General features: G+C 47.4%; 12 protein-coding genes and 2 riboswitches. Of the genes, 3 read left to right on the top strand and 9 right to left on the bottom strand.

The genetic code is table 11. The features are described 5' to 3' along the window. Nucleotides 1–207: 207 nt before the first annotated feature. From DSM465_RS0116740 to DSM465_RS0116710, 8 genes are all read right to left on the bottom strand, one after another. Nucleotides 208–750, bottom strand: a complete 543-nt coding sequence (locus DSM465_RS0116740; protein WP_029761829.1) for a GNAT family N-acetyltransferase — start codon at nt 748–750, stop codon at nt 208–210. Between the two features lie 144 nt (nt 751–894). Beyond that, on the bottom strand, nt 895–2,220 hold the full coding sequence (locus tag DSM465_RS0116735) for an NCS2 family permease (protein WP_008882003.1): 1,326 nt from the start codon (nt 2,218–2,220) through the stop codon (nt 895–897). 90 nt (nt 2,221–2,310) lie between these two features. Then, a riboswitch (purine riboswitch) is annotated at nt 2,311–2,412 on the bottom strand. A 100-nt stretch (nt 2,413–2,512) separates the two neighbouring features. Next, the gene (locus DSM465_RS19160) at nt 2,513–2,617 is read right to left on the bottom strand and encodes a GMP synthase (glutamine-hydrolyzing) (protein ID WP_080320020.1); all 105 of its coding nucleotides are present in this window, start codon (nt 2,615–2,617) and stop codon (nt 2,513–2,515) included. Nucleotides 2,618–2,656: 39 nt separating this feature from the next. Beyond that, nucleotides 2,657–3,241 (bottom strand): helix-turn-helix domain-containing protein, encoded by a 585-nt coding sequence (locus tag DSM465_RS19155; RefSeq protein ID WP_029761828.1) that lies wholly within the window; start codon nt 3,239–3,241, stop codon nt 2,657–2,659. Between the two features lie 272 nt (nt 3,242–3,513). Continuing rightward, on the bottom strand, nt 3,514–5,046 hold the full coding sequence (guaA, locus tag DSM465_RS0116725; protein WP_029761827.1) for a glutamine-hydrolyzing GMP synthase: 1,533 nt from the start codon (nt 5,044–5,046) through the stop codon (nt 3,514–3,516). 63 nt (nt 5,047–5,109) lie between these two features. Beyond that, a riboswitch (purine riboswitch) is annotated at nt 5,110–5,211 on the bottom strand. A gap of 41 nt (nt 5,212–5,252) precedes the next feature. Further along, on the bottom strand, nt 5,253–7,415 hold the full coding sequence (locus DSM465_RS0116720) for a transglutaminase TgpA family protein (RefSeq protein WP_029761826.1): 2,163 nt from the start codon (nt 7,413–7,415) through the stop codon (nt 5,253–5,255). Then, complete coding sequence (locus DSM465_RS0116715; RefSeq protein WP_029761825.1) at nt 7,412–8,575, bottom strand: DUF58 domain-containing protein; 1,164 nt, start codon at nt 8,573–8,575, stop codon at nt 7,412–7,414. The genes DSM465_RS0116720 and DSM465_RS0116715 overlap by 4 nt, the downstream gene beginning before the upstream one ends. Before the next feature lie 2 nt (nt 8,576–8,577). Further along, complete coding sequence (locus tag DSM465_RS0116710) at nt 8,578–9,528, bottom strand: AAA family ATPase (RefSeq protein WP_008882010.1); 951 nt, start codon at nt 9,526–9,528, stop codon at nt 8,578–8,580. A gap of 129 nt (nt 9,529–9,657) precedes the next feature. Here DSM465_RS0116710 and DSM465_RS0116705 point away from each other — a divergent pair, with 129 nt between their 5' ends. Beyond that, complete coding sequence (locus DSM465_RS0116705; protein WP_008882011.1) at nt 9,658–10,881, top strand: Nramp family divalent metal transporter; 1,224 nt, start codon at nt 9,658–9,660, stop codon at nt 10,879–10,881. Nucleotides 10,882–11,016: 135 nt separating this feature from the next. Here DSM465_RS0116705 and fumC read toward each other — a convergent pair whose 3' ends face one another. Further along, nucleotides 11,017–12,387 carry a class II fumarate hydratase gene (gene fumC / locus DSM465_RS0116700; RefSeq protein WP_008882012.1) on the bottom strand — a complete coding sequence of 457 codons (1,371 nt, stop codon included), beginning with the start codon at nt 12,385–12,387 and terminating at the stop codon, nt 11,017–11,019. 745 nt (nt 12,388–13,132) lie between these two features. Between fumC and DSM465_RS0116695 the strand changes: the two genes are divergently transcribed. Next, a complete protein-coding gene (locus DSM465_RS0116695; RefSeq protein ID WP_008882013.1) occupies nt 13,133–13,627 on the top strand; it encodes a cation:proton antiporter regulatory subunit in 495 nt (164 codons plus the stop codon). Between the two features lie 9 nt (nt 13,628–13,636). Then, nucleotides 13,637–14,881, top strand: a complete 1,245-nt coding sequence (locus DSM465_RS0116690; protein ID WP_008882014.1) for a cation:proton antiporter — start codon at nt 13,637–13,639, stop codon at nt 14,879–14,881. The last annotated feature ends 603 nt before the right edge of the window (nt 14,882–15,484 follow it).

The raw sequence follows: 15,484 nt of genomic DNA, 5'->3' as shown, positions 1-15,484 counted from the left end.
CGCTTCGTTTCGTTCAGTTTTCAAGGAACAAATTTTATTCTTTCGCTCGATGAATTCACTCTCATCAAAAGCGACTCTTATATTTTATAATTTCTTTTTGTTCTTGTCAATACATTTTTTATCTTTTTTTCGTCGCATCGAAGCGACTTTATTAATATAGCACCTCTATTTTAATGTGTCAACTGTCCATTCAAAGTTTTTTTGTTTTTATCTCTTCCACTCTCTGGCCAACATTCCGTACACCACATGATCAACAAAGTGGTCGTAAAGCCACTCCGCATCACGAATCGTTCCTTCCATGACAAAACCTAGCCGTTCCGGGATTGCCCTGCTCCGCTGGTTTCCCACCGCACAGCGAATTTCAACTCGATTCACTCCCTGCTCAACGAACAAATCGTCAATGCAAGCTTTGCATGCTTTCGTCATCAATCCTTTTCCTTGAAACGATTCACCAAGCCAATAGCCGATACTCGCCTTTCTGTTGGCCCAGTCGATGTAATGGACGCCAATCACCCCGGCTAATTGTCCTTGATAAAAAATCCCCGCCTCAAATCCATTGCCAGTCGCAAACTTTTGCAGTCCTTGAGAAATGAACGCCTTCGAATCCTCCACCGTCTTTGTGGAATCGACCCATGGAAGCCATTGACGCAGGTGCGCACGGCACGAATCAACCAACGCAAAAAGCGGCTCCGCATCTTCCTGCGTCAGCAACTTTAACCACACATCTTTCTCCACGTAACGGATAAACACCAATAACTCCCCCTCCAACTTTTTACCATTATACCATATTCAGATCATCCGACTCCTCATGCGAAAAAATTTATCCATAGATACAAAAAAAGACTGTTCCCAAGATGGTCAAACTTATCCTAGGAACAGTCCTTTTCTCTTTTTCTATTCTCGCAAGAAGATGAAATAACAGATAAAGATAACAAACAGCACATACAATAATGGATGCACTTCTTTGCCGCGGCCTCTTAAAATCATTGTGATCGGGTAAAAGATGAAGCCAACGGCGATGCCGGTCGCAATACTATAGGAAAGCGGCATTGTGATGAGTGTAAAGAACGCTGGCACAGCGATTTCGAACTTCTTCCAATCAATCTCGCCAATCGACGAGGCCATCAATACCCCGACGATGATCAAAGCAGGCGCGGTAACCGGTGCGGTAATGACGCTTAACAGCGGTGAGAAAAACAAGGCGAGCAAGAACAAAATTCCTGTGACAACCGCTGAAAATCCAGAGCGTCCCCCAGCAGCGACACCGGCGGATGATTCAATGTAAGATGTCGTCGTCGATGTGCCGAATACCGCCCCGACCATTACTGCCGTTGCGTCAACAAGCAACGCTTTGCCGGCGCGCGGCAGTTTATTGTTTTTCAACAATCCCGCTTGGTTGGCAACCGCCAAAAGCGTGCCGGTCGCATCGAAAAAGTCAACGATAAAGAACGTCAAAACAACACCGAGCATTTTGAGAGAGAAAATGTCTGGCAAGTGTTCAATCGCAACGCCGAACGTCGGCGAAATGTCTGGAATAGCACCAACAATTTGCTTTGGCACTTCAATTAAACCGAAAATCATGCCGACGACAGCCGTAATGACCATGCCGTAAAAAACGCCGCCATTCACTTTTTTCACCATCAAAATGACAGTGATAAACAACCCGAAAATAGCAAGCAGCGTATTACCATCTCTTAAATTACTCAACCCGACTAGCGTCGCATCGTTATTCACAATGATGCCGGCATTTTGCAGGCCGATGAACGTAATAAACAGACCGATTCCGGCACCAACAGCATATTTCAACTCAACAGGAATGGCATCAATAATTTTTTCCCGAATACCCGTCAGCGTTAAAATCGTAAAAATGACCCCAGAGACAAAAACTCCCGCAAGCGCCGTTTGCCACGGAACCCCCATATGCAATACGACAGTGAAAGCGAAAAAGGCGTTTAGCCCCATTCCTGGTGCCAAGGCGATCGGATAGCGGGCGAGCACCCCCATCAAAATTGACCCGTACGCCGCTGCCAAAGCGGTGGCGACAAATACCGCTCCTTGGTCAATGCGCAGTTCGTCCGGGAAATCTCCCACTGCCCCTAATGACAACGTAAACGGGTTGACGAACAAAATATACGCCATCGACAAAAATGTAGTCAGCCCGGCAATGATCTCTGTCCGATAGTTTGTACCGAGCTCATCAAACTGAAAATATTTTCTCACGTTTGTCCCCCCTATAAAAAATAAAAACGCCTCTGCAGCTACCAGAAGCGTTGACCAAGGAGGAATGACGAATATAGAGAGGACATTGACCCTCTACTTCACATCCCTCGTAGTCAAGCTATTTACGGTAGCTTGGTAGAAACTCCCGAGCCATATTCCCGAGATTATACGACGGAATTCGACAATATTCACAATCCATGACCATTGTATCAATATGGACAACCGCTGTCAAGAAAACAAGCGAACATTCCAAAGGAAATGTTCACCTTTCATTCGTTTTTTATCCCAAGAATTACTCCCACTGAATCGGAGCTGGCGGATTAGATGTAATGTCGTATAGAACGTACTTAATACCTTTAACTTCGTTAACTATATGATCAGATACTTTTACTAACATGTCCTATTGGATACGGACAGTCAGAAGTCATGTAGCGATTTAAATTTTGCCGGTCTTTTTAAATTTCCAATTTCCGATTTCAAATTTTTTGCTGTCTATTCGATTCGCAAGCTGACGAGTTTCTATAAATTCGTCCGTCACCGTCACAAAAAACTGTTTTCCATCCTTTTCGACCAAATAGAATCGTTTATCATTATTTTTCAAATAATTGAGAAACTCAGGTATTCCAAATGGTGCGTCTGTGAAGAACCCAAGTGCATTGTCAACGATCTTTTCTCCTTTTGTGAGTTTCTGGTAAGCAAGAAGCGAGTAGATTTCTGCATTTGGGAATTTATCACGAATAACACGATTTTTCTTTGAAGATTTAAGACCCTTGCCATACTCTGATAAGTTGTACGGCTCACGCATAACCATTTCGTCCAAAGTCTCTCCATCATCAAGCAGATAATCAATGCTCGCATTCAATAATTTGGATAAATTTTTTAAATTATCTATATCCGGTAAACCTTTGCCCGATTCCCATTTCGCAACTGCAGAACGAGAAACCCCTAATTTTTCAGATAGCTGTTCTTGAGAAAGTCCTGCCTCTATTCTTGCCTTCTTAATTTTTTCTCCTAGTGTCATTTTTGTTTGATGACCCCCTTGCTTAAATTTGTTGCACTCATTGTAAATCAAAACCCTTTCAAAGAACATTCACTATCTATAACATCGCTGTCACTTTGCGTAACAAAGGATAAAAACGCTTATTTATCGCGGTTTATTGGCTATTTACTTCAAGAAATATTTTTCTTGATCTTAAAATATTTTATTGTTTCTTTACCATATACTATTTTTCTGGACACAAAAAAGTCGCCTACTCCATTTATGGAATAGACGACTTAACCATCAATTTTATATTATTCCCACTCGATCGTCGCGGGCGGTTTACTTGTAATATCGTAGACGACGCGATTGACGTGCGGCACTTCGTTCACGATACGTGTTGAAATGCGTTCGAGCACATCCCAAGGAATGCGAGCCCAGTCGGCGGTCATCCCATCGATCGATGTCACCGCGCGAATGGCGACCGTATAATCGTACGTGCGGGCATCCCCCATCACTCCGACGCTGCGGATATCAGGGAGAACGGTGAAATATTGCCAAATTTCGCGGTCGAGTCCAGCTTTTTTCACTTCTTCCCGCAAAATCGCATCCGATTCACGGACGATTTCCAACTTTTCTTCCGTCACTTCACCAAGAACGCGAATCCCAAGACCAGGTCCCGGGAACGGCTGACGCCAGACGATTTCGTCCGGAATGCCCAATTGTGTGCCAAGTGCGCGTACCTCATCTTTAAACAGCGTATTGAGTGGCTCGATCAATTCAAATTTCATATCTTCCGGCAAGCCGCCGACGTTATGATGCGATTTAATCGTTTGTGCCGTTGCTGTGCCACTTTCAATAATGTCAGTATAAAGCGTGCCTTGCACTAAAAATTCAATGCCTTCGAGCTTGGCCGCCTCATCGTCAAACACATAAATAAATTCGTTGCCGATGATTTTCCGCTTTTGTTCCGGGTCGGAGACCCCTTTTAATTTCGCCAAAAAGCGTTCTTTCGCATCCACTTTAATGACGTTCATCTGGAACTGTTCGCGGAACGTTTTCATGACGCTTTCCGCTTCGCCTTTGCGAAGAAGGCCGTGATCAACAAAAATGCATGTGAGCTGATCACCGATGGCACGATGCACCAATACAGCGGCAACCGATGAATCAACTCCACCGCTTAATGCACAAAGCACTTTTTTCCCGCCAACTTGTTCACGAATGCGACGCACTTGCTCATCGATGAAGTTTTCCATCGTCCAGTCGCCGTGACAGCCGCATACGTCGAAAACAAACCGCTTCAGTACATCATTTCCATAAATGGAATGACGCACTTCCGGATGGAATTGCACCCCGTACCATTTCCGACGTTCATCGCTCATCGCGGCGATCGGGCAGGAAGAACTTGTCGCATCGACGATAAAACCGGACGGCGGGGCAGTCACTAAATCGCCGTGGCTCATCCAGACGACTTGTTCATCCGGCAACCCGCGGAATAGCAAAGAATCATTTTTCACTTGGATAAGCGCTTTGCCGTATTCACGGTGTGTGGCTTTTTCCACTTTGCCGCCCAAGTGGTGCGCCATAAGCTGCATCCCGTAACAAATCCCCAAGATTGGCAGCCCGAGTTCAAAAATCGCTGGATCGCACGTAAACGCTTGTTCATCATATACGCTGTTCGGACCACCGGAAAAAATGATTCCTTTAGCATTTAACGCGCGAATTTCTTCCGCACTGATCGTGTGCGGATGCAGTTCGCTGTAGACGCCAAATTCACGGATGCGGCGAGTAATCAGTTGGTTATATTGGCTTCCGAAGTCCAATACGACGATCATTTCTTGGTTCATCTTATCCACCCCGTCGAAAAAATAAGCGCTGCCATCGCCCAAATAACATGATGAAGGCAGAATAGCAGCGTCTTCTGCCTTCATAGTCAGGCCGTTTACGGCGGCCCGGTAGAGACACGTGAGCCATATTCCCACGCATATATGAAAGGCTTTCGTTCTGTTCGTATGCAAATTTGAATCCATTCTATCAACTTGACAGCAGTCGGTCAAGTGATCGTCCTTTTTATTAAATTTTCCCACAATTGACGCGCCTCACGGATGTCGATACGGTCGCTATTTGCGCCGTAGATCACTTGCTCATACCATTTTGTCAGCCGTGCCATTTCATTGGTTTCCAATAAACGATCCACTTCAATGGCGTACTGGCGCAGCGTTTCATCCTCTTTTCGTCTCAACCCGTAGTCATGTAATTGACGCAACAATGCCAAGTAAGCAGGAACAAGCCATTCTGGCCCGTCAACTCGACGGCAGCGAAAACAAAAAAGCGTCCAGCGCGGCCACCATTTCCGTCTTGTCACGTAGAGCGTGCCACCCAACGCAGCCAACGCAACGAACACGGTCAGCGCCGTTTTCCATGACCAGACGCTGGCTAACTGCTCCCACCAATGACGATCTTGTTTCTGCGAAGATGGTTCGATCAATTGTTCGAGCGGCACAAGCGGTGTCTCTTGTTCTTCCGGTTGCAACGACGGCGCTTGTTGCTCTTCATTGGAAGTGGAAAGCGAAAAGGCATACGGATTGACAAACCCTTGTGTCGGCTCAAACGGCACCCAACCGACGCCCTCAAAGTAAACCTCGACCCACGAATGTGCGTCGTTGTTTCGCACTTTATAAAACTCAGCCCCATTTTGCTCCTCGGCAAGCTGTCCGGATGTATAGCCTTTCACCCAGCGCGCGGGAATACCTAGGCTGCGAACAAGCACAGCCATTGAGGTGGAAAAATTATCACAATACCCTTGTTTCGTTTCAAACAAAAATTGATCGACATAATCTTGATTGGCTCTTGGGACGGCAACATTCGTCGTTTCGTACGCATACCCGTTCATATGGAAATATTGTTCAATGGCTTTCACTTTATCGTATACCGTCTCTTTTCCTTCGGTAATTTGCTTTGCCAAATCACGCACCCGCTTCGGAAGCGTATCCGGCAGTTGCGTATAGCGCTTCAGAAAAATGGCGTCTTGGACTGGAGCCGCGGAACGCAATGCCTCGATGGGGAAATCCGGCTCCATATACGTGATCGTATACCGCTGAATGGGAAGTGCATTGGCATTTATATCGGTCGTATAAATTTTTTCTGTCGCCATATGCATGCGGTAGACAATGTTGTCAGACGTTTGCACTTGTTGTAAACCAATCGGATAAACGAGATGGAACGCTTGATCTTGGCGGGTGATTTCCGCTGTCTGTTCCGCCGTTTTTACTTTGTCGCTCCACCATTCATGCTCCATCAGTCTTCCGTTTCTGAATGATTTCACTTGTTCACTCTGGAATGATTCCCATCCCTTTCCAGTGTAAACATCTTTCGTTTCTACACGCCAATAATGACGACCTTCATCTTTAGCAATGAACACAACCGTATCATCAGCGATAAACGGTCCGCCGAGGCGAGAATCATTTTGCCCATAGCCGATTTTCTTGACAACAGCTGCTGTCGTCGTGTCAAACTCCTCCCCAGAGTCAGCGGCATAGCTACGAATAAACGCAACCGGGTCCGGCCATTGCGGCGGCAGTTTCGGCCCAACATATCCGGCCGTAACGGCAATAGCAGGAATAGATAGAGCTGCCGCCCGCCACTTCCGGATATAAGCAGCCCCTCCTTTTGCCCGCATCCGCTCCCCATGCAGCCAAACGAATGCGAAAAAACCGAGCGCCACAAGGCGAACAATCGCTCCGTTTCCACTGTAAGGGAAAAACGTATCCAACACAGCAATATAGCTAACCGTGAGCGCATAAGGGACAAACCACCGGTTTCGCCGCACAACCAGCCAGTGCCAAACAAACGAAGCCGCCCATAAAGACACAAAAAAGGCAAGGGTGCGCAGCGCATCGTCCGGCATCGATGCTCCTCCCCCGACAAGCCAAGCAACGCCGTCCCACCATAATGCGCGTGGGACATCCCATATCGCCTCATCATAAAACCATTCATCAAGCGCCCACCATATATAACCGATTTTACCGAGGGCAGAAAGCCAGGTGGGAACACGCAACGTATAAAATAGAAAACAAATGACGACAAACATCGCGAATGTCCCGATATGCGCTGTGTCCGCAACTGTGTCAAGCGGCCAAAGCCATTCCGTGAGCAACCAAGCAGCCAACCCATTCGGTAACACGGCGGATAACATAGTCTCCGCCCTTTGTTTCATCCGTTTTCCCCTCCTTGCCGGATGGTTTGCAACATCTGCGGGTCAATGTGCAATACATCCCCCCCGCTGCGGCGGAGCCCGTCCGCCCAGCTCTGTTGCTTATGACTCCACTCCCGGCTGACGACATATAGTACGACCTGTCGTTTGGATGCTATTGTGCGCAATTGCTGCAAAAGTGGAATCGATAACGCGGAGGTTAAAATGATACACCCGGCAGCTGCACGCCAGTTCGTTTCTTCTGCTAACGTGCGCGAGAGCGGCTCTTTGCCCTCGCCGTTCACTTCCGCCAACTGGAGAAGAATGGACGGCCACTGTTTGTCATGGGATCGCGGCGCTAAGAACGAGCGCTTTTTTCCAGCAAAGAGCAGCCCTACCGGCACTCCATCATCAAGTAACCCCTTCGATACAGAAGCGGCCAATGTGACAAGTTCCTCAAACACTGGGGACGGGGCGCCGTCAAGCACCACGATCCAATCGTTATTGCGCTGTTCATCAAATTCTTTTGTCATTAGCTCCTGCCTGCGCGCCGACGCTTTCCAATGCACCCACGACATTTTATCGCCGGGCACATACTCACGGACACCGGCCGCCACCGCCATGTCGCGGTGAAGCGGAATCGGGCGCGCTGCTTTTCCGTGCGCAAACCACTCACGCATCGATTCAAACGGCCATTCGATATAGCGCGGATAGACGATTACCGTGCACGGGACGTGGAATGAGGCTGTTTTGCTTACCCATCCGAATGGATCGCCCACCTCAAGACAGACGGTTTCCAATTGATGACGGCCACGTGGCAACCGTAACGACCAGGTAAATGACAGGCGACGACGAAACGACAAAGCGAACATTGCTCTTCCGCACTTCTGCTCTTCCTCAACAACGGAGAGTACTGCTAGCGGAATCGGCCACGGCAAATCAATTCGAACGGTGACGGGGATAGATTCGCCCACATGATAGTGTCCAACTGGCACCGTTCGGCTCACTGTGGCGCGCCGAAGCGGGTAGATCATGATCAAGAGCGCATATAAACCGAACGGCAAAAAACTGTAAAACAAAAACCAACTGACAAACCCGCCTTGAAACATGGCGTATGAAAACAAGACAGCCGCCAAAAGTAACAAACCGGTGAAAGCAAACCAACGGCGCCAATTCCGTTTCATCTTTATCGCCGCCCTCGCACCGGCACCGGTGTACGGGCAATCAGTTGCGCAACGATAGTTTCCCCATCAAGCTTGTCCCATTTTGCTTCCGGACGGACAAGCAGACGGTGGGCGAGCACATAGGGAGCGAGTTGCTGGACATCATCGGGGATGACAAAATCACGGCCGTGGATGAGTGCATACGCCTGCGCCGCTTTCATCAAGGCGACCGACCCGCGCGGGCTGACGCCCAAATAGACCGCTTCATGCGTACGGCTTTGTTGGACAAGTTCAACGATGTATCCTTTCACCGTATCACTCACATGCACATCCGTCACCTTCCGTTGCAAGGCAAGCAATTCCTCAAGCGACATGACTGGACCGATCTCCGAGAGCGGCGCTGTTTTTTCAAGCCGGTTTAACATTTCGATTTCCTCATCATGTGACGGATAGCCCATCTGCAATTTCAGCAAAAACCGATCCAACTGTGCTTCCGGAAGTGGATATGTTCCTTCATATTCAATCGGGTTTTGCGTCGCCATGACAAAAAACGGTTGCGGTAGTTGGCGGGTAACCCCATCTACCGTCACGCTCCCTTCTTCCATCGCTTCAAGAAGCGCCGACTGTGTTTTCGGCGACGTCCGGTTGATCTCGTCAGCAAGCACAATATGGCCGACAATCGGTCCAGGTTTATACTCAAATTGCTGCTCTTTCGGGTTATAAACAGAAATGCCGATCACATCGCTCGGTAATAAATCCGGCGTAAATTGAATTCTTTTCAACTCGGTACTGAACGATTTTGCCAACGCACGCACGAGCATCGTCTTGCCGACACCCGGCACATCTTCAAGCAATACGTGCCCCTTGGCCAACAGTGCTGTTAAGCTGAGTACAATGACTTGGCGTTTCCCGACAATGACTCGTTCTACATTGCGAACGACTTGTTCAATTGAAGAAAGCAACGGTTCGTTCATTACATCAAACTCCTTTTATGGAGATCCATGGGACTTTTAGAGGTAGACAATATATAGTTTATACTATTAATATGATATCGAATATACACAACTTTTGGAATCGATTTGCAACAAAGGGGAGGAGAAAAAATGGGGAAATCGAAGTGGAAGATGATCGGCCCTGGGTTGATCGTCGCCGCCACCGGAGTCGGAGCCGGCGACTTAGTCGCTGCTCTTGTCGCAGGAACGAACTATGGCCTTGTTTTCATGTGGGCGATTATCGTCGGGGCTGTGTTCAAATTCGTGCTGAACGAAGGAGTTGGACGTTGGCATTTATTAAGCGGAAAAACGATTTTCGAAGGCTGGCAATCGATGGGGAAATGGGCGTCCATCTACTTTGGGGTGTATGCGATCATTTGGGGATTTGTTTACGGAGCGGCGGGCACATCATCGTGCGCGCTTGCGATGTCGGCGATGATCCCATCGATTCCGCTTTGGGCGTGGGCAATCATCCATGGCCTCGCTGGTTTTGCCATCACTTGGTCGGGGCGGTTCCAACTGTTTGAACGGGTGATGAACGTGCTCGTCGGACTGATGTTTGTGACGGTTGTTGGTTCGGCACTGCTTGTGTTGCCACAGCTGAACGATCTTTGGAAAACCGCCGTTCCTGATTTGCCAAAAGGGTCGCTTTTGTATGCTCTCGGGCTGATCGGAGGCGTCGGCGGCTCGATTACCATGGCGTCTTACGGATATTGGCTTCAGGAAAATGGCTGGAAAGGCCGGTCCTACGTATCGCCAATGCGTTACGATTCCGCTGTTGCCTACATTGTGACAGCAATTTTTACGTTGTCGCTCCTGATTTTAGGCGCCGCTCTTCTCTACGGAACGAATACCTCGATCAACGGCGAACAAGGGCTTGTCTCGTTTGCCTCGATCATGGGCAATGAGCTGCATCCAGCCGCCCGGTGGCTCTTTTTGCTTGGTTTTTGGTCGGCATCGTTTACATCCGTCATCGGCGTTTGGAACGGCGTTTCCTATTTGTTCGCCGATTTTGTTCGCAACATGCGAAAAACGCCGATTGGCACCGAGTCGCTCAACCAGTCGAAAGCGTTTCGCTTCTACGTCTTTTGGCTCACTTTTCCGCCGATGCTCTTACATTTTATCGGCAAGCCGGTCGGTCTTATTATCGCCTACGGGGCGCTTGGAGCGCTGTTTATGCCGTTTTTGGCCGTCACACTGCTTTACTTGCTCAACTCGAAAAAAGCGCTTCCAGATGAAGGAAGGAACCATTGGCTGTCAAATGCGCTACTCGCCCTGTGTTTAGCACTGTTTGCCGTCTTGTCGATTAATGAACTCATTGGTTTGTTTACTTAACATTTGCCTGCTGCAAAGCAACCAACTAGTAGTGAAAGGCTGCTCCAACTAAAAAACGCTCATCCCGCTTAAAGGGGATGAGCGTTTTTGGCTAACCCATTCTCTCCAGTCTTATCTACTCATCGTCTTGTTCCGTTAAATCATCTTCTCCGGTCTTACCCATTCCTCGTACTGTTTGGCCGTCACATACCCAGTCTGCAACGCCGCTTCTTTCAGCGTCAATCCTTCGCGATGCGCAAGCTTAGCGATTTCCGCGGCTTTGTCATAGCCGATATGCGGGCTTAATGCCGTCACCAGCATCAGCGAGCGCTCCACGTACTCTTTCATTTTCGTTTCATTTGCCTCTAACCCTTGAGCACATCGCTCATCAAACGAGCGGATGGCATCGCCAAGCAACTGCACCGACTGAATGGCGTTATAAGCGATGACCGGTTTGAACACGTTTAATTGAAAATTACCTTGACTTGCCGCAAAACCGATCGCAGCATCATTGCCGAACACTTGCACGGCAACCATCGTCATCGCCTCGCTTTGCGTCGGATTCACTTTACCCGGCATGATTGAGCTGCCCGGTTCATTCGACGGAATCACGATTTCCCCAAACCCGGAACGCGGCCCGCTCGCTAGCCAACGGATATCGTTAGCGATTTTCATCAAATCAGCCGCAAGCGCCTTCAACGCCCCATGAACGTAAACGATCTCATCATGGCTTGTTAACGCGTGAAATTTATTTGTTGCTGAGCGGAATGGATAGCCGGTTTGGGCGTGCAACTGTTTGGCCACTTGTTCGCCAAATGATGGCGGCGCATTAAGCCCTGTGCCGACCGCCGTACCTCCAATCGCCAAATCGAGCAGCTTGTCGGTCGCTTCCACGATCATCGTTTTGCTTTTCTCAAGCATCGTCCGCCACCCAGAAATCTCTTGTCCAAATGTGAGCGGTGTCGCATCTTGCAAGTGAGTGCGCCCAACTTTGATCGTCTTCTCATAGCGACGTTCTTTGGCCGCAAACGTGCCAATCAAACGATCAATTGCCGGCAGAAGATGCGTTTGAATTTTCGTATAAATAGCGATATGCATCACCGTTGGGAACGTGTCATTTGAGCTTTGCGACATATTGACATCGTCGTTCGGATGAATGCGTTCCTCCCCGTCAGGGAGTAGCTCGTTCGCCCGTCTAGCCACCACTTCATTGACGTTCATATTCGTCTGCGTCCCGCTTCCCGTCTGCCAAACAACAAGAGGGAAATGTGCATCCCATTGGCCAGCCAAAATCTCGTCGCAAGCCGTCACAATCGCCTGCCTCTTTGCTTCACTCAACTTTCCAGCTTGCTCGTTGACGATGGCCGCCGCTTTTTTCAGCTCGGCATAAGCATAAATGAGTTCAAGCGGCATCGTTTCTTTGCCGATGCGGAAGTTTTGCCGGCTTCGCTCCGTTTGCGCTCCCCAGTATTTATCGGCCGGCACCCGCACCTCCCCAAGCGAGTCGCGCTCTATTCGTTCGTTCATCACGTCGTCCTCCTTTGTTTAGGTATTCCTGCATTACATGTGTATTCCCATTTTGGCACAGAAGGCCGGCGAAAAACTTCATTTTCTTCTACAACCTCTAAAAAGAGCAGCGCTTTTTTACGCCACATGTATGGTTGAATCATTAGTCCGCTAGACGATTACGGAAAAAACCTGCCTCTACAATGATGGATTCATGAATGCGTGAAAGAGAGAGGATTCTCTCAACTAAAGTCCTTTTCGGAAATCCTCATTCCATCATCGCTTTCTTTGTTGATGAGACGGTTCACTGAAAAGACGACAAAAAAAGACAGCGATAATTCCTAAGCCAAACGGCATGTATGCTAATTTGAAAAACGAAACATATTCATATATCACATGACAAGAGAACATGAGCAGACGGAGCAGCCAACAAGTATATTTTACCCCCTCCCCCCCTTCAAGCAGACAATTCAGTCAAAAACAGTGAAAAGAACCTTTTTTACTGTTATAATAACTATAGCTAAAATAGATAACAGGAAAGGGTTCATTTGTTATCTTTATTAAATATAAACCGAAAATGGTTTATATTTACACAAAACCCCAAAAATAAGAACCCCATATAGGTAAACTACTCATCGTCAACGCGGATATTCATTTGACGATTGAATCTAAAACATATCCTTAGCACATTTGTTAATATTAGACGCCATAATCCATACGGCGCTTTAAAAACAAATAAACCATCAATAAGGAGGAACATTTTGCGATGAATATTCGAGAAAGTGAACTTCCAGGAATTGGGTACAAATTTGAAATTATTACTCGAAACAAAGATAAACTTGTCATTGTGATTCATGACGATGGACGAAGAGAAATTTATCACTTTGACGCAGATGATTATGATGAAGTCGTTAGCAGTGTGACATTAAGCGACCAAGAAGCAAGGCAAATTGCCGGGATCATTGGAGGAATGGCATACAAACCAAAAGCGCTCGAAACAGTGGAATTTGCCTTTGACGATCTCATTATCGAGTGGTTTCAAGTGGAGCCGAACGCCCCTGCTGCAAATAAAAAAATTGGAGAGCTTGATATTAGAAACCGTTTCGGCGTCAATGTTATTGCTATCAAAAAGAAACATTCTCAAAAATCTTATAACCCTGGTCCAAATACGTTGATTGAAGCTGGGGATACATTAATCATGTCTGGAGAAAGACAACAAATAAAGGAGATCATGAATCATCTACTATCAAATAAGGAGTGATGGGAATAAATGAACCACTTAGTACTGGAAGTGGGAACGGCACTCGTTTTAGTCGCTATTGGATCCATCATTGCCAATAGATTAAACTTCTCCATTATCCCGTTTTTGATCATCATCGGCATGCTGGTTGGGCCCCATGCCCCTACAATTGGGATTATTGACCTCACTTTTATTGAAAGTAATGAAATTATCCAGTTTCTAGGGAGGATCGGGGTACTTTTTTTGCTGTTTTATTTAGGTCTTGAATTTTCTGTCGGCAAGCTGATTAAGTCCGGAAAAAACATTGTGGTTGGTGGCAGCATCTATGTCATAATGAACTTTGTTTTAGGATTGGTTTATGGCAAAACCGTAGGAATGCCATGGATGGAAACCCTTCTGATTGCCGGGCTCCTCAGTGTATCATCAAGTGCCATCGTGGCCAAAGTTCTCGTCGATTTAAGGAGAACGGCCAATCCTGAAACAGAGCTCATTTTAGGGATGATCCTTTTTGATGACATCTTCCTTGCCCTATTTTTGACGACGATGTCAGGGGTTTTGCTAGCTGGATCCACCTCCTTTTTCGGAATCAGCCTATCGGTTTTAACATCTGTTGCTTATATGCTGCTATTTTTTGTCATCGCTCGTAAAGGTGCCCCTCTACTGAACAAATGGTTAAATATCAAATCCGATGAAATATTCATCATCGTTATCTTTGCTATTCTCTTTTTCGTTGCCGGCTTTTCCGAAACGCTTCATGTCGCTGAAGCTATCGGGGCCTTACTACTGGGGCTTGTCTTTTCGGAAACCGAACACCGCGATCGAATCGAACATTTAGTTGTTCCATTCCGCGACTTCTTTGGAGCTATCTTTTTCTTTAGTTTCGGTTTGACTATTGAACCATCCACCTTAATTCATGCGTTTTGGTTATCATTAGGAGCCGTTATCGTCACTCTACTAGCCAATATGGTGGCGGGAATGATCGCCGGAAGAAAGGCTGGATTGTCCTACAAAGCCTCTACAAACATTGGTTTAACGATCACGGCGCGTGGGGAATTTTCTATTGTCGTTGCGAATCTAGGGATTACAGCGGGGTTAAACCCTATCTTAACTCCTTTTACCGCTCTTTACGTTCTCATGCTCGCGATATTGGGACCGCTCTTTGCCAAAGAAAGCAAAACGATCTATAAACTACTCAACAAAGTATTTAAATGGGATAAGAAGCTAGCTAAGGAGAAGGAGAAGCAAAAGGAAAGAGTCGAAGTTGCGGAAAAATAAGTAACGGCTGCAACATCCTTCTTTATCGCTCGTTTACTCCAATCCATCTCTTATCTCCTTCTTCCGAGTGGACGCTCAGTCACCGGATCAAAGGCCATTCGGGAACGTATTCAATTCATGCAACCTATCGGTTAAAAAGGGGAATTCTCTATGCGAATACGATGGGCCCCGGGTCTGATTTTGCTTCTATGGCCTGCCAGCTGTTCGCTCGGCAATATCGAACCACCAAAATGAAGGTTAACCATCAACGGCGAAACGGTCGATCACCGACTTGGAACTTATACGTGGTCAACAGGCCGACGAGCAGTTACTGCTGACGCCGCCCCGCCGCAGCTCGTCAAAGAACTCTCTCCCTATACCGCTGCTCCGGGGGCAAAACTTCGCGTTCAATTTGACTATCGCCCATCAACACTCGAAGCTGGCGTATGGAACGGCGACGATGTCGACTGGCAGTTAGTTCCCAATGGAACGATTGAGCTGCCTGAACAGCAAGGCTCGTACATCTATGTCATTCATGCCACTTGGAAAGAGGGGGACGCTATTTACGCGTTCCCTATCACCATTCAATAGAAAGAGAGAATAACTTTTCCCCTCTCCAAAAAG

Origin of the sequence: Geobacillus thermodenitrificans subsp. thermodenitrificans DSM 465 (assembly GCF_000496575.1) — a bacterium.
In the GTDB taxonomy this organism is placed as follows: domain Bacteria; phylum Bacillota; class Bacilli; order Bacillales; family Anoxybacillaceae; genus Geobacillus; species Geobacillus thermodenitrificans.
This window is presented reverse-complemented; position numbering and strand designations above follow the sequence as displayed.

Excerpts from the sequence above, each read along its gene's own strand:
- DSM465_RS19160 (WP_080320020.1), bottom strand. The coding sequence starts at position 2,617 with ATGTTAGTAAAAGTATCTGATCATATAGTTAACGAAGTTAAAGGTATT.
- DSM465_RS19155 (WP_029761828.1), bottom strand. The coding sequence starts at position 3,241 with ATGACACTAGGAGAAAAAATTAAGAAGGCAAGAATAGAGGCAGGACTT.
- guaA (WP_029761827.1), bottom strand. The coding sequence starts at position 5,046 with ATGAACCAAGAAATGATCGTCGTATTGGACTTCGGAAGCCAATATAAC.
- DSM465_RS0116720 (WP_029761826.1), bottom strand. The coding sequence starts at position 7,415 with ATGAAACAAAGGGCGGAGACTATGTTATCCGCCGTGTTACCGAATGGG.
- DSM465_RS0116715 (WP_029761825.1), bottom strand. The coding sequence starts at position 8,575 with ATGAAACGGAATTGGCGCCGTTGGTTTGCTTTCACCGGTTTGTTACTT.
- DSM465_RS0116710 (WP_008882010.1), bottom strand. The coding sequence starts at position 9,528 with ATGAACGAACCGTTGCTTTCTTCAATTGAACAAGTCGTTCGCAATGTA.
- DSM465_RS0116705 (WP_008882011.1), top strand. The coding sequence starts at position 9,658 with ATGGGGAAATCGAAGTGGAAGATGATCGGCCCTGGGTTGATCGTCGCC.
- fumC (WP_008882012.1), bottom strand. The coding sequence starts at position 12,387 with ATGAACGAACGAATAGAGCGCGACTCGCTTGGGGAGGTGCGGGTGCCG.
- DSM465_RS0116695 (WP_008882013.1), top strand. The coding sequence starts at position 13,133 with ATGAATATTCGAGAAAGTGAACTTCCAGGAATTGGGTACAAATTTGAA.
- DSM465_RS0116690 (WP_008882014.1), top strand. The coding sequence starts at position 13,637 with ATGAACCACTTAGTACTGGAAGTGGGAACGGCACTCGTTTTAGTCGCT.